The sequence below is a fragment of the Streptomyces prunicolor genome (assembly GCF_045162825.1).
GTDB lineage: Bacteria > Actinomycetota > Actinomycetes > Streptomycetales > Streptomycetaceae > Streptomyces > Streptomyces prunicolor.
Genome location: NZ_CP108676.1, coordinates 7,521,779 through 7,543,840 on the forward strand (window position 1 = coordinate 7,521,779; position 22,062 = coordinate 7,543,840).

Consider the following 22,062-nt stretch of genomic DNA (forward strand, 5'->3'; position numbering starts at 1 on the left):
GGTCCCCTTGGCCGGCGAGGACTGCGTCACCGTACGACCTCTTCTTCTTCCGTGTCCCGGGCCACCAGCGCGCGGTAGCCGGGCTCGTAGTCCAGTAGCCCGCGGTGGGTGCCGCTGGCCGCGACCTTGCCGTCGACCAGGTAGTGCACGGTGTCCGCGTGGTCCAGGACCAGCGGGGACGTCGTGGTCACCACCGTCGTACGGCCCGTGCGCTCTTCGTGCAGCCGTCGCGCGACCGCCGCCTCCGTGTGCGCGTCGAGCGCCGAGGTCGGCTCCACCGCGAGCAGCACCTCCGGCTCGGCGAGCAACGCCCGTACCAGCCGCACCCGTTGACGCTGTCCCCCGGAGAGGCTGCGTCCCTGCGCGGCCACCGCCGAGTCGAGACCCTCCGGCAACCCCTGCACGATGTCGTCGGCGGCGGACGCGCGGACGGCCTTCGCCACCGCCTCCGCCGACCGCTCGTGACGCCCCGACACGACCTCCGTCAGCGGTCCGGCGAACAGGTCGGCCTCGTTGTCGGCGACCAGGATCCGCGCCCGCACCTGCTCCAGCGGAATCCCGTCGAGCCGCACCCCGCCCCAGGTCGCCAGTGACGGCGCGTACCGCCCGAGCCGGTCCACCACGGCCAACGTGTCGCCGGGCCGCGCCCCGACCAGCGCGGTCAGCCGCCCCGGCAGCACCCGCACCCCCGAGTCGGGATCGTGCAGGTCGGCCGGTTCGGCGGGAGCGGCCAACTCCCCCTTGTCCGGCGTGGGTTCGAGCCGCAGCAGCTCTACGACCCGCCGCGCGGCCACCACGCCCCGGCTCAACTCGTAGACCATCTGCACGAAGAACGCCACCGGGCCGATCAGCACCGCGACATAGCCGTAGACGGCGACCAACTCGCCGATGCTGAGCTGCCCTTGGGCCGCCAGCCGGGCCGCGAGCCAGGTCACCACGGCGAGGAACAGCGTCGGCAGCCCGACCCCGATCGCCTGCACCCAGCTCGCCACCGCGCCCACCCGGTAGCCCTGCGCGCGCAACCGCTGCGAGTCACCGCGGAACGCGTCCGCGAACAGCCCTTTGCCGCCAAGGCCGTTGAGGACGCGCAGGCCGCCCGCGAGGTCGCCGATGCGCGCGGTCAGCACGCTCTGCCGCTCCCGGTACTCCGTCTCCACGCTCTGCAACCGCAGCGTCAACGGCCCCGCGAGCAGCGCGATCACCGGCACGCCCAGCAGCACTACGGCGGCCAGCGGCGCCGAGATCGACAGCAGCACGCCCGCGACCACGCCGTAGACGACGAGGGCGCCGAAGCCGGGGCCGACGACGGTGAGGGACTGGGCGATCGTCCACACGTCGCCGACGCCGGTGGTGATCACCTCGCCGGCCTGCGCGCGTCGTGACAGCACGGCGCCGAGCCGGGCCGTCTGGCCGACGATCAGCTTGACCGTGCGGAAGTTGGCGTCGATCCGGACCCGGGTCATCGTGCGGTGCCGCATGATGCTCAGCCAGGAGTTGACCGCACCGACCACGAACAGCACGCCGGTCCACCAGGCCAGCGCGCCCATGTTCCCCGGCACCAGCCCGTCATCAACAGCCCGGGACATCAGATACGGCGCCGCTGCCATCAGCACCATCCACACACTCGACAGCAGTGCCCCGGACACCGCCCGCCCCGGCTGCCGCCGCACCAGCCACCACAGGAACCGCCAGCCGCCCCGGCAGTCGGGTGTCCCGGGATCCTCGTACGCGTCGATCATGTGCCTCCTTGCTCGGGCTGCCGGGCGCGCGCAGCCGTGAGCGATCCGGGGGTGGTTGGAGGCAACGAAGATTACCGAGCGTGAGCGCGGTTGCCCATCGAATATCGCGCGCCCACAGGCCAAGGGGCCGGCACGCGGGATACGCGTACCGGCCCCATCAGGTGTTCGTCCGTTCGTCCGCTCGTCCGCCGGGAGTTACCCCTGGGCGGCCCTACGGCGGCGCATCCACCACACGAGCACTCCGCCCGCCACGGCGAGGACGCCGGCGATGCCCGAGATCAGGCCGATCGGGGCGTCGTTGCCGGTGTGGGCGAGGTCCCCGCCGGGGTCGTTCGGTGCGGGTGTCGTGGGTGCCGGTGCCGGGGTACTCCCGCCGCCTCCGCCACTGTGGGTCGGGGTGGGTGTCGGCTTCCCGGTGTGGGTCGGGGTGGGTGTCGGGGTCGGGGTGGGCGAGGACGTGCCGGTGTCGTCGGCGGCCGTGTTCGCGCCGAGGAGCAACTGCCCCGTCGTGTCGGTGTTGTCGGTGAGGGTCTTCACACTGGTCTGCGTCTGCCGCGGCAAGTAGCGGTGCTGGGCGGTGAACTGGACCTTGCCGACGTTCTGCTTGGGCTGCTTGGAGAGGTCGACGCCGCCCACGATGTAGACCTGCACGGTGCCGTTCGCGTCGGGGACGTCGTAGGTGAACTCGCCGTGCGTGTAGATGTTCCGGTACTTCTGGAACAGTGCCTCGCGGGTCCAGTTCTGGTTGGGGGCGCGCAGCGGCCAGCGCGTGGCGTCGCCGCTGTTGATGATGGGGTGGTAGTCGGTGGGCGACTTGGCGTCCTGCTGGCGGATGTACTCGGCGGCGACGCGCGCGGTGTAGACGCGGCGCAGATCGGCGTACTGGGGCGCGGAGTTGATGGTCTTCTCCACCGCGGGCACGATCATCTGGTCGATGACCCGCTGGGCCGCCTTGGTCGTGGCCTCGTCCGGGGTGCAGATCGGCTCGCCGGGACCCTGGGTGACCGTGGTCTGCGCGGTCGACTTCAGGCGCAGCGGGGTGTCGAGGATGTAGATGCCGCCGTCCTGCTCACGGACCTGCGCGGTCTTCGGTTCGATCCAGTTGCGCAGACCGGGCATGCAGGGCTTGCCGTTCTCCTTGGGGAGAGCGGCCCAGTAGCGCTTGCCGAGGTCGGTGGCGGGGTCCATGGCCTTGTAGAAGTCGTGCTTCATCTGGAGATCGGCCTCCAGCAGCACCCGACCGGCGTCCGTCCTGCCGAACTTGGCGTCCATGATGCGGTCCGGCTCGTCGGGGTTGAGGTTGACCCAGAACTTGTCCGGGGTCAGCGCGAGCCAGGTGAAGAACGCGTCCGAGATCAGCTGGGAGTTGGCCTTGCCGCCCCAGCCGGACTGCTCGGTGGGGTCCTCCTTGGCGTCGAACGCGAAGTCGACGCCCTTGCCCTTGACCGGCTTGCCGACGTACTTCAGGTCCAGGGTGGAGAAGTCGACGCCGCCCGGACCGCGCGGCAGACCACCCGGGTTGGCGGCGTTCTTGGCGTTCAGGAAGTCCGCCATGGTCTTCGGCGTGGGCCGCGACTCCCGGATCAGATCGGTGAGCCCGCCGCGCGTCGAACCGGACTGGCCGGGCGGCTGCATCAGCCCGCTGGTAGCGCGCTGACCACCGCTCCTGGGCGCCAACTCCACCCGGTCGGAACGGTAGTTGTACTCGGTGACCCGGTCACCGGCCAACTGCCGCATGTTCCCCAGGAACTTCTTCGCGTCCGCCTTCTGCGGCTCGGCGAAGACATACTTGACCTTGCTGTCCTTCCAGGCCGAATCCTTGGCCCACGCCAGGTCCTTGGGCACCTGAGTGCGGTCCGGGCTGCCGTTGGACTTGATCTCCAGGATCTGCTTCGTGCGCGTGTTGTACGCGTCGAGCTTGCGCCGGTAGGTCTTGCCGGTGTCGGGGTCCTTGAACTCGACCTCCTTCTGGCAGATCCACTCCGGCCCGACCAGCCCGTGATCCTTGATCACCTTCCGCTCGAAGGCCTTGCCGCGCGGGTCGTTCCCGGAGTTCGGGAGGAACACGGAGTCCCGATAGTCAATGAAATTCGGGTACTTGTCCTTCTGCTGGAGCCACCTCCACCAGACCCGGTCGGGCTGCGACGCCGGAGCCCTGGTCAGCTCGGACAGCGCGGCCTGCTTCGCGGCGGACGGCGCCCCGAGCCCGTCCCACTCCTTGGCGGGATTGACGTACGCGTAGTCGTCCCACTGGGAGGTGGCGCGGGACGCGTCGAACTGCGGAAGTCCCGTGGTCGGGCGGGTGTTGCTCGGCAGGCCGTACAACTCGTCACAGCGCTTGCCCGGATCCAGCGGTCTCGGCGCGGCATCCGCCGCCGTGATGCCCGGAAGCCCGGTGAGCGCCATGACCGAGGCGCACGCGAGCGCGACGACCGACCGCCGCAGTGCGCGCAACCGCCGGTGGCGTATGGGTGTTTGCACGTGAAGTCCCCGTGGGGGCCCGTAGGCATGGGGTGTTCGCGGCACCAGGGGCCCCCGTGGTCGATGTGGCGCCGACGAACGGACCACACGCTAGACACGCCCATGTACATGCCGAAGCCGATCCGCGCTTCGGTGACCGGGTCAACTCGCCTTCTCCACAGGGTGTTCACAGGTTGGCGCGGGCTCGCGGCATACGCTCGGCGCCATGAGTCCCGTAGCTCCCGAAACCAGGGTGGACCCTCGTCACAGCGGACACGCGCATCTGGTCGTCGTCCAGCCGCCCTTCGCCCCTCCGCTACGGCCGGACGAGCGACCGTCCGTCATGGCGCATGACCCGGAGGCGGCGAGGGCGGCTGTGCTGTCGCTGTCGACGGTCGTGGGGATTCGCGGCGAGGAGGCTCCGTCGCGGCTGGGACATCCCGAAAACCCTGCGGATCGAGGGGAGTTGGATGTCGTACGGGCTGCTGCGTGGGGGGCCACGGTGAAGGTGACGGACCCGGCGCTCGTCGAGGACGGGGTGTTGTCCAGTGCGCTGGAGGACGAGTTCCGGGCCCAGAAGAAGAGGCATCCTGACGCCCGGATCGTCGCCGTCTGTGAACGGGACTTCGGGGCGGCCTACTTGAAGATTCTGGTCGCGGTGCCGGGGGCTCCTGATCTGACGGTCGAGGGCTTCGGCGAACTGGATGTCAGCGGTGACCTTCGGGCCACGCTGGCGGTTGCGGGCATCGACCCAGGTCAACTGGTGGACGATGACGAGGACTTCGTCGACTACGACGGGCTCCTGCATGTGCTGACCGGCGGCGCGCTGTCCGTCTACGTGGATGAGGAGCGTGTCGAGTCGACGTTCGTGGTCGACCGGAGTGAGGAGGGGGAAGCGGGGATAGGGGAGGTGTGGTTCTCCTAGGCGCCGCTGCTCTTGAGCGTGGTCATCGGTGAGCGGGTCAGGGTAGCGGCAGACCGGCCGGCACCGTGACCAGGCTCGGGGCCTCGTTGGAGGTTGATGTCCAAGGGCGAGCTAGGGTGGCCGTCATGCGATGGGGGGATCGTCCGGTCTGGATCCGGTGCACGGCGACCGTGTACGCGGTCGGATTCCTCGAAGGGACTGCAGCGCACGGGTACATGCTGGTGACGGGCGGACTCGACGCCTACGACTACGCGCCGGTACCCGTCCAACTGCTCTTCCACGTGCTCTTGTTGCTGGATCCACTGGTGGCGCTGATGATCATCCGTGCCCGCCCTGCTGGACCGTTGCTCGCTGCCGTGGTCATGCTCGCGGACGTGACCGGCAATGGGAGCGTCGCATGGAGCGCGGTCATGGCGCATCCCACCGCATTTCTGCGTCCCGTAGGACTGTTGCCGATCACGCTCTTCGGCATCTTCGTTCTGCTCACAGCGCTTCCGCTTCGCCGAGCTCTGACCGATCGAGTCCTCCGTGACCCTCACTCCTCTCCTGCTTGCTCTGCAACTTCCCCAGCGGGTGCGGGACTTGCTCCAGTGCGGCGGTCGCCGCCAGCCAGTCGGTGTTCTCGGTGTCCTCGGGGTGCAGGGCGCTGTGCAGGAAAGCCGTGGTGAGGTGCTGGAGCAGGGCGACGCGGGCCGGGTTTTCGTCCGTCGTCTCGGCTGCCTCGTAGCCGGGGATGCCGCCGAGTGAGTGCTCCGCACCGTAGAGGGTGAGCAGGGTCTTGTCGCCGGGGCTGTAGGTGTACGGGTCGGTGAACCAGTCCGGGCCGCGGGTGGAGAGCTGGGACTGGTCGTGGTCACCGGCGACGATCAGCGCCGGTGGGGTCATCGTGGCGAACGACGGCCTCATGAAAGGGAGTTGCTCCGCGGCGAACGGGGTCAGGTCGTCGCCCAGGCCGGTCAGGGCGAGGAGTACGCCCGCCTTCACGCGGGGGTCGGACAGGTCCTCGCCGGGTACGCCGTCGGGGTCGAGGACGCGGGCGCCCAGCAGTGTGCTCGCCGTCTGCGCTCCCCAGGAGTGGCCGGCCACGGCGACGCGGTCGTGGTCGACGCGTCCCGCGAGGCCGGGCACGGAGGCTTCCAGGACGTCGAGTTCGTCCAGTGCGCGCTTGAGGTCCTCGATGCGGATGCGCCAGATCTCCGGGAAGCGGGGGTCCTCGTGCGGGATGCCGAGCGTCCTGGAGTCGAGGTGGGTGGGCTGGACGACCACGAAGCCGTGGGCGGCCCAGTGGTCGGCCAGCGGGGCGTAGCCGTCCATCGACCAGCCGAAGCCGTGCGAGAAGACGATGACCGGTAGATCGTCGCCGGTCACGGGTGCGGAGACGCGGATCTGGAGGTCCTCGCCGCGACCTGGGGCGGGGAGGATCACCGGCTTCACGGAGACGATCGCCGGGTTCGAGTCGGACATGGGTGTGCTTCCGTTCTGGGGTTGTGCCCGGTGGGTCTCAGCGGCGGCGCAGGGTCGGGTCGAGGAGTGCGGGCGGGGTGTCGTTCTTCTCGTGGGCGGCGAGGTCGGTGCCGGGGGCGACGATCGTGTCGATCGCGTCGAGTACGTCGGCGGAGAGCACGGTGTCGGCGGCGGCGAGCTGGCTGTGCAGGTGGTCCAGGGTTCGCGGGCCGATCAGCGCGCTGGTCACGGCGGGGTGCGCGGTCACGAAACCGAGCGCGAGCTGGATCATCGTGAGTCCGGCCTCGTCGGCGACCTTGGCCAGCTGTTCGACGGCGTCGAGCTTGGCCCGGTTGGCGGGGACGGTGGTGTCGAAGCGCTGGGGCATGAACGCGGAGCGGCTGGTGGTGACCTCCCGGCCCTCGCGGATCGCGCCGGACAGCCAGCCCGAGGCGAGCGGGCTCCAGGCCAGGACGCCGAGCCCGTACTCCTCGGTCACCGGCAGGACGTGGGTCTCGATCCCGCGCTGGAGGATCGAGTAACTGGGCTGCTCGGTGACGAAACGGCCCAGGTGGTTCTCCCGGGCGGCCCACTGCGCCTGGACGATGCGATGTGCGGGGTAGGTCGAGGAGCCGAAGTAGCGGATCTTTCCGGCGCGTTGGAGGTCGGTCAGCGCGGAGAGGGTCTCCTCGTCGCTGGTGCGCGGGTCCCAGCGGTGGATCTGGTACAGGTCGACATGGTCGACGCCGAGCCTGCGCAGGCTGTTGTCCAGCTCGCTGACCAGCCAGCGGCGCGAGGCGCCCTGGTGGTTGCGCTCCTCGCCCATCGGCAGGCTCGCCTTCGTGGCCAGCACGATGTCGTCGCGGCGCCCGGCGATGGCTTTGCCGAGCAGCTCTTCGGACTCGCCGCCGCTGTACGCGTCCGCGGTGTCGATGAGATTGACCCCGCCCGCGAGAGCGGCGTCGACGATGGCGGTGACCTCCTCCTGCGTGGTCCGCCCGATCCTGCCGAAGTTCATGGCGCCGAGCGCGAGGGCGCTGACCTGTACGCCGGTGCGGCCGAGGGTGCGGTACTGCATGGCTGTGTCCTCCAGGATGCGTAAGTGGAACCCCGTTCCGGAAACGATACGGAACGGGGTTCCGCTTCGCAAGCGGGGAGGGGTGGGGGGCTGAGGTGCGTTGATGCCTTGCGGTGCGTCGTGGCTGGTCGCGCAGTTCCCCGCGCCCCTTTGGGGCGCGCTGTCGCGTACCAGCGCTTCCACGCCAGGCCGCACACCCCTGCCCGAAAACCCGCGGCGGGCCGACGTCTTTAGGGGCGCGGGGAACTGCGCGACCAGCCCCCACCGGCCGGCAGCCAAAAACCCACCCAACTCGCGGAGCGTGCTTACGCCAGGCTGTCCCGCCACGCCCGGTGCAGGTCCGCGAAGCGCCCGGTCCCCGCGATCAGGTCGGCCGGTGTGCCGTCCTCGACGACCCTGCCGTGTTCCATCACCAGCACCCGGTCCGCGATCTCGACCGTGGACAGCCGGTGTGCGATCACGACCGCCGTACGGCCGCGCAGGACCGTCGACATGGCGCGCTGCACGGCCTGTTCGCCGGGGACGTCCAGGGAGCTGGTCGCCTCGTCGAGGATGAGCACGGCCGGGTCGGCGAGCAACGCCCGTGCGAACGCCACGAGTTGGCGCTGACCGGCCGAGATACGGCCACCCCGCTTGCGTACGTCCGTGTCGTAGCCGTCGGGCAGCGCGCTGATGAAGTCGTGCGCGCCGATCGCCTTCGCGGCCCGCTCGATCTCCTCGCGCGGTGCGTCCGGGCGGCCGATCGCGATGTTCTCGGCGACCGTGCCGGAGAACAGGAACGCCTCCTGCGTCACCATCACCACCCCGCGCCGCAGTTCGGGCGCGGACAGCTCGCGCAGGTCGACGCCGTCGAGCAGCACCCGCCCGTCCGAGGGGTCGTAGAAGCGGGCCAGCAGCTTGGCCAGGGTGGACTTGCCCGCGCCTGTCGAGCCGACGACGGCGACCGTCTGGCCGGCGGGGAGGGTGAGGTCGAAGACGGGCAGCACCTCGCCGCCGGTGCGGTAGGCGAAGCGGACGCCGTCGAAGACGACCTCGCGGCCGGGTTGGTCCGTCTCAAGTTCCGGGAGTTGGACGGGTGTTGAGGGTTCGGGGACCGATGGGGTCTGGGCCAGCAGGCCCGCGATCTTCTCCAGGGAAGCCGCGGCCGACTGGTACGAGTTGAGGAACATGCCGAGGCGGTCGATCGGGTCGTAGAGTCGCCGTAGGTACAGGACCGCGGCTGCCAGCACGCCCAACTCCAGGGTGCCGTCCGCGACTCGGGTCGCACCCCAGAGCACGATCACCGCGACGGCCGTGTTGGCGACCAGGCGGGAGCCGGTGACGTAGCGGGCCATCTCCAACAGGGCGTCGCCGTTGGAGCGTTCGTGCTGTCGGTTGAGGACCCGGAAGTCGGCGTCGTTCACGTCCTCGCGGCGGAACGCGCGGACCGGGCGGATGCCGTTCATCGTCTCGACGAACTTCACGATCACGCGCGCGATCGCCGTGGAGCGGACCGCGTACACCCGTACCGCGCGCCGTTGGTAGACCCGTACCAGCAGGTACAACGGCACGAAGGACGCCACCGCGACCGCGCCGAGACCCAGGTCCAGCCAGAGCAGCATCGCCGAGATGTACACGAACGACAGGATGACCGTGATCAGTTCCTGGAGTCCCTCGCTGAGCAGTTCGCGCAGGGCCTCGATGTCCGTGGTGGAACGGGAGATGAGCCGGCCGGACGTGTACCGCTCGTGGAAGTCGATGCTGAGCGCCTGCGCGTGCCGGAAGATCCGGCCGCGCAGATCGAGCAGCACGTCCTGGTTGACGCGGGCGGAGGCGCCGATGAACGCGTACTGGAGTCCGCCGGAGATCAGCGCGCAGAGCAGGTAGCCCGCTCCTACGGCGATCAGCGGGCCGTGGTCGTCCTTCCGGAACGCCGGTACCGCGCGGTCGATGGCGTACGCCACGAGGAGCGGGCCCACCTGTACGGCCGCCTGCTGGAGCAGCAGGAGGAGGGTCGTGACGGTGACCCGTGCCTTCATGGGCGCGAGCAGGGAGCGCAGGAGGGTGGCGGTCGCGCCCGGGGGAGTGGGCAGGGTGTCGTGGTCGAAGGGGTCGACTGTGGCGGGCTTGTGCGGGTGCGGGGATTCGGGCTCGTGGTCGTCGCCGCCGGTGGTGGGGGCGGAGGTGGTCGCCGCGGTCATCGTTCGTCCCCCTGGTGCTCGGCGCCCGACATGAGGTGTGCGTACTCCGCGTTCGTCCGCAGGAGTTCCTGGTGGGTGCCGACCGCCGTGATGCGACCGTCGGACAGGAGGGCCACGCGGTCGGCGAGCAGCACCGTGGACGGGCGGTGGGCCACGATCAACGCGGTTGTGTCGGCGAGGACTTGGCGCAGCGCGGCTTCTACGGCGGCCTCGGTGTGGACGTCCAGTGCGGAGAGCGGGTCGTCGAGGACCAGGAAGCGGGGTTTGCCCACCACCGCCCTTGCCAGGGCGAGGCGTTGGCGTTGGCCGCCGGAGAGGCTCAGGCCCTGTTCGCCCACCTGGGTGTCTGTGCCCTGGGGCAACGCGTGCGTGAAGTCGGCCTGTGCGACTGCCAGTGCGCGCTCCAACTCCGCTTGTCCGGCGCCCTCTTCTGCCCCCATGAGTACGTTCTCCCCGACGCTGGCCGAGAACAACGTCGGTTCCTCGAAGGCCACGGCCACGAGGGCGCGCAGCGTTTCCCGGGGCATGGCGGTGATGTCCTTGCCGTCCAGTGTGATCTTGCCGGAGGTCACCTCGTGGAGGCGGGGGACGAGGGCGGTGAGGGTGGTTTTGCCGGTGCCTGTTGCGCCTACCAGGGCCATGGATTCGCCGGGTTTGATGTGCAGGTCTATGCGGTCGAGGGTGGGTGGGGAGTCAGGCGGGGCGTCTGGGTAGCGGAAGGAGACGGAGGAGAAACGGATGCCGTCGTTGTTGGGCGCGGGCCGGTGGGGGCTGGTCGCGCCGTTCCCCGCGCCCCTTTGGGGCGCCTCCGCCTCCGGTGATTCGTCCATTACCTCGAAATAGCGCTCCGTCGCCGTTGCCGCCTCCTGGCTCATCGCCAGCAGGAAGCCGATCGACTCCACCGGCCAGCGCAACGCGAGTGCCGTCGAAAGAAACGCCACCAACGTGCCCGCCGACAGCCCCCCGTCCGCGACCTGCACCGTCCCCACCACCAGCGCCGCCCCGAGCGCCAGCTCGGGCAGGGTGACGATGACGCCCCAGATCGTGGCGAGGAGCCGGGCCTTGCGGAGTTCGGTGCCGCGCAGGGTGCGGGACAGGTCGCGGAAGGCGCGGGCCTGGCTGCGGTGGCGGCCGAAGCCCTTGATGATGCGGATGCCGAGCACGCTCTCCTCGACGACCGTCGTCAGGTCGCCGACCTGGTCCTGGGCGAGGCGCGCCACATGCGCGTACCGCTGCTCGAAGATCACGCACATGACGATCACCGGCACGGCGGGCCCCAGGATCACCAGGCCCAGTGTCCAGTCCTGGAGCAGCATGATGATCACGCCCACCAGGATCGTCACGCCGTTGACCAGCAGGAACGTCAGGGGGAAGGCGAGGAACATGCGGAGCAGCATCAGGTCGGTCGTGCCCCGGGAGAGGAGCTGGCCCGAGGGCCATCGGTCGTGGAAGGACACCGGCAGGCGTTGCAGATGGCGGTACAGATCCGCCCGCATCTCCGCCTCGACCCGCGACAGCGGCCGGGCCACCAGCCATCGCCGCAGCCCGAACAAGACCGCCTCCGCGATCCCGAGCAGCAGCAGATACAGCGCCCCGAGCCACACGCCCGCCGTGTCCCGGTCGGCGACCGGCCCGTCCACCATCCACTTCAGGACGAGCGGGAACACCAGCCCCGTACACGACGCGACGACGGCGACCCCGGCCGCGGCGAACAGCCGTACCCGCACGGGGCGGACGTACGGCCACAGCCGTGCGAGCGTACGGACGGCGGATCGGTCGGGGTGGTTTTCGGCGGAGGCGGGTGTCGTGGTCATCACGGGCGAGCCTACGGACCACCACTGACAGTGCCCACCGAGTTTTGGCCGGACCCGGATCCGCCGTTGGTCCTACGACCTGGGTGTTCGAGGGTCGTAGCGGCACATCATGGGGAGTCGTAGTCGCGCATCAACCGATCGGTTGATGGCCGGTCGAGCGCGATGGCCGATGTGCCGGGACCGCCCCCGGCGGGACCCTCGGAACATGCCAGCCACACCAGTCATCGAAGTCAGCGCACTACGGAAGTCCTACGGCGGCCGGGCCGTCGTGGACGGGGTCTCGTTCGCCGTAGAGGAGGGCGAGATCTTCGGGATCCTCGGCCCGAACGGTGCCGGCAAGACCACCACCGTCGAGTGCGTCGAGGGCCTGCGGGTCCCCGACGCGGGCCGGGTCCGGGTCACCGGCCTCGACCCCGTCGCCGACCACGAAGAGGTCGCCCGGGTCCTCGGCGCCCAGCTCCAGGAGAGCGAGCTCCAGGCCAAGCTCACCGTCCGCGAGGCGCTGGAGCTGTACGCGTCCTTCTATCCGCACCCCGCCGACTGGCGGCCGCTGGCCGAACGCCTGGGCCTGACCGCCAAGTTGACCACCCGGTTCGCGAAGCTGTCCGGCGGGCAGAAGCAGCGCCTGTTCATCGCGCTCGCGCTGATCGGCAGCCCCCGGGTCGTCGTCCTCGACGAACTCACCACCGGCCTCGACCCGCGTGCCCGCCGTGACACCTGGCAGCTGATCGAGGACGTGCGGGCGAGCGGGGTCACCGTGCTGCTCGTCACGCACTTCATGGAGGAGGCGCAGCGGCTGTGCGACCGGATCGCCGTGATCGACAAGGGGCGGGTGGCCGCGCTCGACACCCCGGACGGGCTGATCCGGCGTTCGGCGGGCTCCACCGTCATCAGCTTCACGCCCTCCGCGGCACTGGACGACGGTGACCTGAACGCGCTCCCCGCGCTCACGTCCGTGACGCACAAGGACGGCCGGATCACGCTCTCCGGCTCGGACGAGACCGTCAACGCGGTCATCACGCTGCTCGCCCGTAACCACATCACCGCCCACCAACTCCGGGTCTCCGACGCCACGTTGGACGACGCGTTCCTGGACCTGACGGAGGTCACCGCATGAACACCGCAGTCCTGCGCACCGAGTTGAAGCTCTTCCGTCGCGAACCGGGCGCCCTCTTCTGGATCTTGCTCTTCCCCACCCTGCTGCTGGTGATCCTGGGCTCCATCCCGGGCTTCCGCCACCACGACGCCGGCCTCGGCGGCCTGCGCACCATCGACGTGTACGTCCCGGTCGCCGTCCTGCTCGGCATGATCGTCGGCGCGCTCCAGTCGATGCCGCAGAACCTCACCGGCTACCGCGAACGCGGCATCCTGCGCCGTATGTCCGCCACCCCGGCCCGCCCGACCGCCCTGCTCTCCGCGCAGATGGTGGTCTACGGAGCGGCGGCCCTCGTCTCCGCCCTGCTCGCGCTGATCGTCGGCCGCCTCGCCTTCGACGTACGCCTCCCGAAGCAGCCCGGCGGCTATCTCCTCGCCCTGCTCCTCGCGATCCTGGCCGCGCTCGCGCTGGGCGCGGTGGTCTCCGCGCTGTCCCGGACCACCAAGATCGCGGGTGCGATCGGGTCGGCGGTGTTCTTCCCGATGATGTTCTGCGCGGGCGTCTGGATCCCGGTGAACTCCATGCCGGACGTCATGGCCCGCATCGTCGGCTACACCCCGTTCGGCGCCGCCGCCGAGGCCCTGAACCGGGCGGCGGCCGGGAACTGGCCGGGCTGGGCCCACCTGGGCGTGCTGGTGGCGTGGACCGTGCTGCTCACGGCGGGCGCGTCCCGCTGGTTCCGCTGGGAGTAGGGGAGGCGGCCGTGCAGACTGGGGAGATGACCACCAGGGACCGCCAGATCGACCGGCGCTGGGAGCAGCTGCACACGTGGGGGCCGTACGGGCTGCTCGGGATCAGTGTCGTCCTCGCGGTCGCCTCCGCCGGTCTGTTCGACTACACCAGCGCCGAGTGGAGCACCGGCTGGGCCCTGGCCGGTGCCGCGCTCGTCCTTCAGGTGTGGTGGCATGCCACCCGTGTCCGTCGCCCCGGCCGCGGCCGGACCCCGTCGCGGACGGGCACGGTGTACTACGTCCTCCGCTGGGCCCTCGCCTTCGTCCTCACCTGGATCGACCCGTTCTTCGCCTTCTACGCCGCCTCCGGCTACATGGACGCCGACGAGCTGATCCCCGGCAGGAACCGGCAGCGACTCGCACTGGTCGCGAGCTCGGTCACCGTGGCCGGTGCGCAGGCCGGCGGGATGCCGTTCGGGAGCGCGGTCCAGTGGATCCTCTTCGTCGCACTCCTGGTTGCCATGTCCGCCCTGCAGTTGGCGGTCGCCCATCTGCAGGAGGCGGAGACCCGGCGCTCCCGCGAGCGCAGCGAGACCATCACCGAACTCGAACGCACCAACACCGCCCTGCAACAGGCCCTCGACGAGAACGCCGCCCTGCACGCCCAACTCCTCGTCCAGGCAAGGGAAGCCGGGGTCGCCGACGAGCGGAGGCGGCTGGCCGCCGAGATCCACGACACCATCGCCCAGGGGCTGACCGGCATCATCGCCCAGCTCCAAGTCGTGGCGAACGCACCCGACTTGGCGACCGCCCGCACCCACCTCGACCGTGCCTCCGACCTCGCCCGGCACAGCCTCGGCGAGGCCCGCCGCTCCGTGCAGAACCTCGCGCCCATCGCGCTGGAGAACGACGGACTGCCCGAGGCACTGAAGAACACGGTCGCCGAGTGGGGCGAACGCACCGGCGTCCGCGCCGAGTTCACCGTCACCGGCACCACCGAGCAACTCCACGACGAGGTCTCCGCGACCCTGCTGCGCATCGCCCAGGAGGCCCTGTCGAACGCGGCCCGGCACGCCCGCGCCACCCGCGTCGGCGTGACCCTCTCCTTCATGGGCGACGAGGTCATCCTCGACATCCGCGACGACGGCCAGGGCTTCGACCCGCTGGCCCTCCCCGACCGCACCCGCACCGGCGGCTTCGGGCTCGACGGCATGCGCGCCCGCGCCGAACGCATCGCCGGCTCCCTCACCATCGAGGCCGAGCCCGGTCACGGCACGGCCCTCTCGGCTCGCGTACCGTTGGTCCGCCATGAGTGACGAGTTGCTGATCTCCCTGCTGATCGTCGACGACCATCCCGTCGTACGGGACGGTCTGCGCGGCATGTTCGAGTCCGCGCCCGGATTCCGCGTCCTGGGCGAGGCGTCCAACGGCGTCGAGGCCGTGGAGCGGGCCGCCGACCTCGACCCCGACGTCATCCTGATGGACCTGCGGATGCCGGGCGGCGCGGGCGTCGACGCCATCCGCGAACTGACCCGCCGCGCCGCCCGCGCAAAGGTGCTGGTCCTGACGACGTACGACACCGACTCCGACACGCTCCCCGCGATCGAGGCGGGCGCGACGGGCTATCTGCTGAAGGACGCCCCGCGCGACGAACTCTTCACCGCCGTCCGCGCGGCCGCGGCAGGCCGCACGGTCCTCTCTCCGGCCGTCGCCTCCCGCCTGGTCTCCGCGGTCCGCAGCCCCCAGTCCCCGGGCAACGAACCGCTCTCCGCCCGCGAACGCGAGGTCCTCGCCCTGGTCGCCAAGGGCACCTCCAACCGCGAGATCGCCCGCGAACTCTTCATCAGCGAGGCGACCGTGAAGACCCATCTCACCCACCTGTACGGCAAGTTGGGCGTGAAGGACCGCGCGGCGGCGGTCGCGGTGGCGTACGACCGGGGGATTCTCGGCTGACGAGCAGGTCCTAGGCCGCCGGGTACGGCAGCAGGCCGCTCGCGATCTTCTCCCAGGCCGCCTTCAGCTCGGCGAGCAACTCCGGCTTGTCGGGGGCGAGATCGGCCTGTTCACGGATGTCGGCGCCGAGGTCGAAGAGGTGGTCGTCGCCGTCCTCGTCCTGGTAGTACTTCCAATCGCCGCGCCGCAGCGCCCGGTTGGCCCGCACCCGCCAGAACAGGTCCCGCTCGGGCGGCTGTTCGTCCTTCAGGAGATAGCCCGCGAGGCTCGTGCCGTCCAGCGGATACGCCGGGTCGGGGCGGGCGCCGGCCAGTTCCAGGAAGGTCGCCGTCCAGTCGGGGGAGAAGTTCGGCTCGTGGCTGACCTGGCCGGCGTCGATGCGGTGCGGCCAGCGCACGATCGTCGGGACCCGGATGCCGCCCTCCTGGAGCACGAACTTCTCGCCGCTCAACGGCCAGAGGTACGACCAGCGTTCACCGCCGTTGTCACTGGCGAAGTACACCAGCGTGTTCTCCTCCTGCCCGGACCGGCGCAGCGCGGCGAGCACCTCGCCGACGGCCGCGTCGAGGCTCTGCACCATCTCCGTGTACTTGGCGACCGAGCCGCCGTCGTACTGGTTGAGGGCGTCGCTGATCTCCAACTGGCTTGTCGCCGCCCGGATCTTCGCCGCGATCTCGGCACCCGTCTCGGCGTCGCCCTCCGCGAGCCAAGGCCAGTGCGGGGTGGTGAAGTTGAGGTTCAGCAGCCAGGGCTGGTCGTGCTTCCGGCCGACGTACTCCACCGCCCGCTCGGTCAGCACCTGGGTGTAGTAGCGCAGGTCCTTGTAGGTCGCGTCGCCCTCGTACAGGTCGTAGTCGCCGAGTTGGCCGAGCTTGGAGAAGTACTCCAGCACGCCCCCGTGGTTGCCGAAGAACTCGTCCCAACCCGACTTGGTGGGGCTGTAGTCGGGCAGCCAGCCGCAGTGCCACTTGCCGATGAGGGCGGTGGAGTAGCCCGCCTTCTTGAGGAGGGAGGCGAGGGTCGGGTGGCTGGGGTCGAGCCCCTGCGTCCTGTTGGCGATCGGCTCGGCCAATCCGCCCGGCGTACGGCCCGGATAGCGTCCGGTGTAGAGGCTGAACCGGGTCGGGGAGCAGGTCGCGGAGCCCGAGTACGCGTCGGTGAACCGCACCCCCTGCCGGGCCAGCCGGTCAAGGTTCGGTGTCTTGATGTGTGGGGCGCCGTAGGAGGAGAGGTCGGCCCAGCCGAGGTCGTCGCCGAGGATGACGAGGAGGTTGGGGCGCCTGCCGGGGGCGGCGGGGCGGGCCTTGAACGGGCGCTCGGCGGGGGCGGATTCGGCGGCGTCGGCGGTGGCGGCCGTACCGGCGACGGCGGTCACGGCACCGCCGCCGACGAGGCCGCCGAAGGCACGGCGGGATATCTCAGGCATGGGCAGCAGTCGACCAGTGGGCCCGATGTCCTGGCCAGGAGTACGACGTGGATTTCATCGGCCCGAAACGTTGCCCCAGCAGGGTTTCAGCCAACCCTCAGCAACAGCACAGCCCGCGCCGGCACCGTGATCGCCGCCCCCGCCCGATGCACCACCCCTGGCGCCTCCCCCTGCTCCTCCCGTGACGTGTCGACGACCACCTCGTACCGCTCCGCCCACGGCGGCCCCGGAAGTACGAAACTCACCGGCCGGTGACCCGCGTGCATAACCGCGAGGAAGCTGTCGTCGACGATCGGGGCGCCGCGTTCGTCGCGGCCGGGGATGTCCCGGCCGGAGAGATACATGCCGAGGGTGGCGGCGGGCGCGTACCAGTCCCGTTCCGTCATCTCCGTGCCGCGCGCGGTGAACCAGGCCAAGTCCCTTATGCCGTCCGCCGAATGGGCCCGCCCGGAGAAGAACGCCCGGCGGCGCAGCACCGGGTGGCGGTGGCGCAGCTCGATCAGCCGGGCGGTGAGGTCGGTCAGCGCCGCCCAGCCGGGGTCCTCCCGCAGCTCCCAGTCCACCCAACTGATCTCGTTGTCCTGGCAGTAGGCGTTGTTGCTGCCCCGCTGGGTCCGCCCCAGCTCGTCACCGGCGACCAGCATCGGCACCCCCGTGGAGAGGAGGAGGGTGGTGAGGAGGTTCCTCAACTGCCGTCGCCGCAGCGCTTTTACGCGCTCGTCGTCCGTCTCGCCCTCGACCCCGCAGTTCCAGGAGCGGTTGTCGTCGGTCCCGTCCCGATTGCCCTCGCCGTTGGCCTCGTTGTGCTTGCCCTCGTACGACACGAGGTCGCGGAGGGTGTAACCGTCGTGCGCGGTGATGAAGTTGACCGAGGCGTACGGGCGGCGGCCTCCCCACGCGTACAGGTCACTCGACCCCGACAGGCGGTACCCGAGGTCCCGTACGTCAGGCAGCGCACCGCGCCAGAAGTCCCGGACGGCGTTGCGGTAGCGGTCGTTCCACTCCGTCCACAAAGGCGGGAACGCGCCCACCTGGTAGCCGCCCGAGCCGACGTCCCACGGCTCGGCGATCAGCTTCACCCGTCGTAGCACCGGGTCCTGGGCGATCACCGCGAGGAACGGGGACAGCATGTCGACGTCGTGCATCGAGCGGGCCAACGCCGCCGCGAGGTCGAAGCGGAAGCCGTCGACGCCCATCTCGGTGACCCAGTAGCGCAGCGAGTCGGTGATGAGGCGGAGCACGTGCGGCTGGACGACGTGCAGGGTGTTGCCGCAGCCGGTGTAGTCCGTGTAACGGCGGGCGTCGCTCTGGAGGCGGTAGTAGCCGCGGTTGTCGATGCCCTTGAGCGACAGCATCGGCCCCAACTCGCCCGCTTCCGCGGTGTGGTTGTAGACCACGTCGAGGATGACCTCGATCCCGGCCTCGTGCAGGGCACGCACCATCCGCTTGAACTCGCCGACCTGTTGACCCGCCGTACCGGTCGCCGCGTAACCCGCGTGCGGGGCGAAGTAGCCGATGGAGTTGTAACCCCAGTAGTTCTTCAGCCCCTTGCGCAGCAGATGGTCCTCGTGCGCGAACTGGTGGACGGGCAGCAGCTCTACGGCCGTCACGCCCAGCTTCACCAGGTGCTCGATCGCCGCCGGGTGCGCCAACCCGGCGTAGGTGCCCCGGAGTTCCTCGGGTATGCCGGGGTGCAGCTTGGTGAAGCCGCCGACGTGGAGTTCGTAGATGACCGAGTCCGCCCACGGTGTCTTCGGGCGGCGGTCGTCCATCCACTCGTCGTCGGTGGTGTCGTCGTGGACGACGACGCCCTTCGGGACGAACGGCGCGGAGTCGCGGTCGTCGCGCACGGTGTCCGCGACCTGCTGCTGCGGCCAGTCACGGACGTGCGCGTACACCTCGGGCGGCAGCCCGAACTCGCCGTCCACCGCGCGGGCGTAGGGGTCGAGGAGCAGCTTCGCCGGGTTCCAGCGGGCGCCGGTCCACGGGTCCCAGCGGCCGTGCACCCTAAAGCCGTAGCGCTGTCCGGGCAGTACACCGGGCAGGAAGCCGTGCCAGATCTCGTGCGTCAGCTCGGTCAGCGGGGCCCGGGTCTCCACCCCGTCCGCGTCGAAGAGGCACAGCTCGACCGCCTCCGCACCCCCCGCCCACAGCGCGAAGTTGGTGCCCGCCACCCCGTCCGGGCCGACCCGGTACCGGGCCCCCAACGGCATCGGCGTCCCCGGCCACACGGGCACCGGCGGTCCCGTGTGCGGGGCGCCGTTCAGGACGGGCGCGGCACGTGGCGACGGCACGGCCTCCACCACGCGCTCCATCGGCACGTCGTCGTCGACGCGCCCCTCCTGCACGGCCTCCTGCTCGGCTGCGCTCGACACCGTCCGGCCTCCTGCGGCTCATGGAACGACGAGGTGAAGGGCGTACGGCGTCCCGGCCGCGCACGTCTGTCATGTCGTTCTCCCCACTGTTCTGCCCAGAGCTTGGGTCGCACTCACGTTTCCCCGGAGCGTGCCCGCTCGTTGGGCACCCCGTGAGGCATGCACAAGGGCGCGCGCGACGCGCAGGGTTCGCACTGGCCGCCGTACTGACATGGGCAGGACTGCTGGCCGGAGCCACCGGCTGTACTTCGGACGGCTCGGGCGGGGGCGGTATCGGCGAGATCTTCGGCAAGGCACCGTCGCCCGAGGATGTGATCCGGATCTCGCCCGACGACGCCGCCAAGGGCGTCAAACCGGACCAGCGACTCGTGGTCAAAGTGCCCAGTGGGCGGCTGGAGTCCGTCCAGGTCGTCAAGGCGCAGGACGCCCAGGACACCCCCGTCCCCGGCCACATCTCCGACGACGGACTGCGCTGGGAACCCGAGGACGGAAAGCTCGCGCTGGCCGCCGAGTACACCGTCGACGCGGTCGCCCTCGACGGCGACGGCCACCGCTCCGCCCGGCACACCACCTTCACGACCTACGTCCCCGACGAGCGGTTCATCGCCTACGTCACCCCGGAGAACCGCGCCACCGTCGGCACCGGGATAATCGTCTCCCTCGGCTTCAACCGGGAGATCGAGAACCGGGCCGCCGTGGAACGCGCGATCCACGTCACCGCGAAACCGGCCGTCGAGATCCGCCCGCACTGGTTCGGCAGGACCCGCGTCGACCTCCGCCCCGAGACCTACTGGAAACCCGGCACCCAGGTCACCGTCTCCCTCCGCCTGCGGGACGTCGAAGGCGCGAAGGGCGTCTACGGCCTCCAGTACAAGACGTTCTCCTTCACCGTCGGCCGCAGCCAGGTCTCCCTCGTCGACGCCGCCAGACACACCATGGAGGTGCGGCGCGACGGTGACCTGCTGGCCACCGTGCCGATCACGGCCGGTGCCCCCGGGAAGACCACGTACAACGGGAAAATGGTGGTCATGGAGATGCTGGAGGTGACCCGCATGAACAGCCGCACGGTCGGCTTCGGCGGCGAGTACGACATCCCGGACGTCCCGCACGCCATGAGGCTCACCGACTCCGGCACCTTCCTGCACGGCAACTACTGGGCGCCGACCGCCCCCGGACGCGTCAACGTCAGCCACGGGTGCGTGGGGTTGCGGGACGTCAAGGGCGGGAGCTCGGACAGCCCGGCCGGGTGGTTCTTCGACCGCAGCATCGTCGGGGACGTCGTCGAGGTCGTGCACAGCAACGACAAACAGGTGGCTCCGGACAACGGCCTCGGCGGGTGGAACATGGGTTGGAAGGAGTGGAAGGCGGGCAGTGCGGTGAAGTAACCCGAGTAGGGGCCGGGTCCCTGTGTCAGGCGGCAGTTGAAGTTGCGACCGAACGGTGACATTCACCTGACATGAAGCTCAAATCCTGACGGTTAATATGCGCGGACGTGCACGTCAGATGCGCGAAGGGGTGCGGGCCGGACCGGGCCCGGCGAGGGGAGAAAGTCTTGAACGTGCGACCGATATCGGGGGCGTCGGTTGACGCGCGCGGCCGGAGAAACAAGGGGCTGCTGGCGCTGATCATCGGCGTACTGCTGCTCGCCGTCACCGCGTGCGGCGGCGGCGGTGGCTCCGACTCCGGGTCCGGCGCGGGCGACAGCAAGGCCAAGGGGTCGGACACGGCCGAGACCAAGCAGTCGCAGGCGGTCGTCACCATCGCCCCGAAGAACGGCTCGAAGGCCGTCGACACCAGTGGTGCCCTCAAGATCAGTGCCGCGAAGGGCAAGTTGACCGAGGTCGAGGTCAAGGACGCCGACGGTGCGAAGGTCTCCGGCGCGATCACCGGCGGCGGCGCCAGCTGGACGCCGGCGACGCATCTCGCCGCTTCCACCAAGTACAGCGTGCACGCGGTCGCCAAGGACTCCGACGGCCGGGTCGCCGCCGAGGACTCCAGCTTCACCACGCTGACCCCGAAGAACACCTTCATCGGCGACTTCACCCCGGAGGACGGTTCGACGGTCGGCGTCGGAATGCCGTTCTCGATCAACTTCACCCGGGGCATCACGCACCCGGCCGACGTGAAGAAGGCCATCACCATCACGACCGTGCCGGCCGTCGACGTCGAGGGCCACTGGTTCGGCAACGACCGCCTCGACTTCCGCCCCGAGAACTACTGGAAGTCCGGCACCAAGGTCACCGTCAAGCTCAACCTCGACGGCGTCGAAGGCCGCCCCGGCGTCTACGGCAAGCAGGCCAAGACGGTCTCCTTCACCATCGGCCGCAACCAGGTCTCCGTGGTCGACGCCAAGAAGCACACCATGAAGGTCACCCAGGACGGCAGGACCATCAAGACCATCGCTGTCACGACCGGCAAGCCCGGCTACGACACCTGGAACGGCCAGATGGTCATGAGCCAGAAGCTCGAAGTGACCCGGATGAACGGCGAAACGGTCGGCTACGGCGGCGAGTACGACATCAAGGACGTCCCGCACGCCATCCGCCTCACCACCTCCGGCACCTTCATCCACGGCAACTACTGGGGCGGCGGCGCCTTCGGCAACTACAACGCCAGCCACGGCTGCGTCGGCCTGAGGGACGTCAAGGGCGGTTACAGCAGCAGCGTTCCGGCCGCCTGGTTCTACAACCACTCGATGATCGGCGACGTGGTCGTCGTCAAGCACTCCAACGACGAGACGGTGGCGCCGGACAACGGGCTCAACGGCTGGAACATGTCGTGGGCGAAGTGGAAGGCGTAAGCCTTACGGGAGTTGAGCTGGGCTGAGTCGACCTGACCTGCG

15 protein-coding genes are annotated in these 22,062 nt (G+C 70.0%); 7 read left to right on the plus strand and 8 right to left on the minus strand.

The features are described 5' to 3' along the window. Nucleotides 1-26 precede the first annotated feature (26 nt). Both OG588_RS34710 and OG588_RS34715 read right to left on the minus strand, forming a co-directional pair. Nucleotides 27-1,739, minus strand: coding sequence for an ABC transporter ATP-binding protein (locus tag OG588_RS34710; protein ID WP_405950679.1), 1,713 nt, complete (start codon nucleotides 1,737-1,739; stop codon nucleotides 27-29). Between the two features lie 195 nt (nucleotides 1,740-1,934). Then, the gene (locus OG588_RS34715; RefSeq protein ID WP_405950680.1) at nucleotides 1,935-4,220 is read right to left on the minus strand and encodes a hypothetical protein; all 2,286 of its coding nucleotides are present in this window, start codon (nucleotides 4,218-4,220) and stop codon (nucleotides 1,935-1,937) included. Nucleotides 4,221-4,425: 205 nt separating this feature from the next. On the opposite strand from OG588_RS34715, the gene OG588_RS34720 reads away from it, so the two are divergent. Next, nucleotides 4,426-5,124 carry a DUF6333 family protein gene (locus tag OG588_RS34720; protein ID WP_405950681.1) on the plus strand — a complete coding sequence of 233 codons (699 nt, stop codon included), beginning with the start codon at nucleotides 4,426-4,428 and terminating at the stop codon, nucleotides 5,122-5,124. Nucleotides 5,125-5,607: 483 nt separating this feature from the next. Here OG588_RS34720 and OG588_RS34725 read toward each other — a convergent pair whose 3' ends face one another. From OG588_RS34725 to OG588_RS34740, 4 genes are all read right to left on the minus strand, one after another. Beyond that, entirely contained in the window at nucleotides 5,608-6,588 is a 981-nt protein-coding gene (locus tag OG588_RS34725; protein ID WP_405950682.1) for an alpha/beta hydrolase family protein, read from the minus strand. Between the two features lie 37 nt (nucleotides 6,589-6,625). Continuing rightward, a complete protein-coding gene (locus OG588_RS34730; RefSeq protein WP_405950683.1) occupies nucleotides 6,626-7,645 on the minus strand; it encodes an aldo/keto reductase in 1,020 nt (339 codons plus the stop codon). Between the two features lie 305 nt (nucleotides 7,646-7,950). Next, a complete protein-coding gene (locus OG588_RS34735) occupies nucleotides 7,951-9,825 on the minus strand; it encodes an ABC transporter ATP-binding protein (protein WP_405950684.1) in 1,875 nt (624 codons plus the stop codon). Further along, complete coding sequence (locus OG588_RS34740; RefSeq protein WP_405950685.1) at nucleotides 9,822-11,639, minus strand: ABC transporter ATP-binding protein; 1,818 nt, start codon at nucleotides 11,637-11,639, stop codon at nucleotides 9,822-9,824. The genes OG588_RS34735 and OG588_RS34740 overlap by 4 nt, the downstream gene beginning before the upstream one ends. A gap of 205 nt (nucleotides 11,640-11,844) precedes the next feature. Between OG588_RS34740 and OG588_RS34745 the strand changes: the two genes are divergently transcribed. The 4 genes from OG588_RS34745 to OG588_RS34760 are packed head-to-tail and all read left to right on the plus strand — an operon-like array spanning nucleotide 11,845 to nucleotide 15,419. Beyond that, complete coding sequence (locus tag OG588_RS34745) at nucleotides 11,845-12,756, plus strand: ATP-binding cassette domain-containing protein (RefSeq protein ID WP_405950686.1); 912 nt, start codon at nucleotides 11,845-11,847, stop codon at nucleotides 12,754-12,756. Further along, the gene (locus OG588_RS34750; protein WP_405950687.1) at nucleotides 12,753-13,487 is read left to right on the plus strand and encodes an ABC transporter permease; all 735 of its coding nucleotides are present in this window, start codon (nucleotides 12,753-12,755) and stop codon (nucleotides 13,485-13,487) included. Before OG588_RS34745 ends, OG588_RS34750 begins: the two co-directional genes overlap by 4 nt. Nucleotides 13,488-13,513: 26 nt before the next feature. Then, nucleotides 13,514-14,782: a sensor histidine kinase gene (locus OG588_RS34755; RefSeq protein ID WP_405950688.1), complete on the plus strand. Its 1,269-nt coding sequence runs from the start codon at nucleotides 13,514-13,516 to the stop codon at nucleotides 14,780-14,782. After that, nucleotides 14,775-15,419, plus strand: coding sequence for a response regulator (locus tag OG588_RS34760; RefSeq protein ID WP_405950689.1), 645 nt, complete (start codon nucleotides 14,775-14,777; stop codon nucleotides 15,417-15,419). Before OG588_RS34755 ends, OG588_RS34760 begins: the two co-directional genes overlap by 8 nt. A 10-nt stretch (nucleotides 15,420-15,429) precedes the next feature. Here OG588_RS34760 and OG588_RS34765 read toward each other — a convergent pair whose 3' ends face one another. Both OG588_RS34765 and glgX read right to left on the minus strand, forming a co-directional pair. Beyond that, the gene (locus tag OG588_RS34765) at nucleotides 15,430-16,845 is read right to left on the minus strand and encodes a sulfatase (RefSeq protein ID WP_405950690.1); all 1,416 of its coding nucleotides are present in this window, start codon (nucleotides 16,843-16,845) and stop codon (nucleotides 15,430-15,432) included. An 86-nt stretch (nucleotides 16,846-16,931) separates the two neighbouring features. Next, nucleotides 16,932-19,220, minus strand: a complete 2,289-nt coding sequence (glgX, locus tag OG588_RS34770) for a glycogen debranching protein GlgX (RefSeq protein WP_405950691.1) — start codon at nucleotides 19,218-19,220, stop codon at nucleotides 16,932-16,934. A gap of 152 nt (nucleotides 19,221-19,372) precedes the next feature. On the opposite strand from glgX, the gene OG588_RS34775 reads away from it, so the two are divergent. Further along, a complete protein-coding gene (locus OG588_RS34775; protein WP_405950692.1) occupies nucleotides 19,373-20,605 on the plus strand; it encodes an Ig-like domain-containing protein in 1,233 nt (410 codons plus the stop codon). Between the two features lie 167 nt (nucleotides 20,606-20,772). Next, a complete protein-coding gene (locus OG588_RS34780; RefSeq protein ID WP_405950693.1) occupies nucleotides 20,773-22,020 on the plus strand; it encodes an Ig-like domain-containing protein in 1,248 nt (415 codons plus the stop codon). The last annotated feature ends 42 nt before the right edge of the window (nucleotides 22,021-22,062 follow it).

Excerpts from the sequence above, each read along its gene's own strand:
- OG588_RS34745 (WP_405950686.1), top strand. The coding sequence starts at position 11,845 with ATGCCAGCCACACCAGTCATCGAAGTCAGCGCACTACGGAAGTCCTAC.
- OG588_RS34740 (WP_405950685.1), bottom strand. The coding sequence starts at position 11,639 with ATGACCACGACACCCGCCTCCGCCGAAAACCACCCCGACCGATCCGCC.
- OG588_RS34765 (WP_405950690.1), bottom strand. The coding sequence starts at position 16,845 with ATGCCTGAGATATCCCGCCGTGCCTTCGGCGGCCTCGTCGGCGGCGGT.
- OG588_RS34750 (WP_405950687.1), top strand. The coding sequence starts at position 12,753 with ATGAACACCGCAGTCCTGCGCACCGAGTTGAAGCTCTTCCGTCGCGAA.
- OG588_RS34720 (WP_405950681.1), top strand. The coding sequence starts at position 4,426 with ATGAGTCCCGTAGCTCCCGAAACCAGGGTGGACCCTCGTCACAGCGGA.
- OG588_RS34755 (WP_405950688.1), top strand. The coding sequence starts at position 13,514 with ATGACCACCAGGGACCGCCAGATCGACCGGCGCTGGGAGCAGCTGCAC.
- OG588_RS34710 (WP_405950679.1), bottom strand. The coding sequence starts at position 1,739 with ATGATCGACGCGTACGAGGATCCCGGGACACCCGACTGCCGGGGCGGC.
- OG588_RS34760 (WP_405950689.1), top strand. The coding sequence starts at position 14,775 with ATGAGTGACGAGTTGCTGATCTCCCTGCTGATCGTCGACGACCATCCC.
- OG588_RS34725 (WP_405950682.1), bottom strand. The coding sequence starts at position 6,588 with ATGTCCGACTCGAACCCGGCGATCGTCTCCGTGAAGCCGGTGATCCTC.
- OG588_RS34735 (WP_405950684.1), bottom strand. The coding sequence starts at position 9,825 with ATGACCGCGGCGACCACCTCCGCCCCCACCACCGGCGGCGACGACCAC.
- OG588_RS34730 (WP_405950683.1), bottom strand. The coding sequence starts at position 7,645 with ATGCAGTACCGCACCCTCGGCCGCACCGGCGTACAGGTCAGCGCCCTC.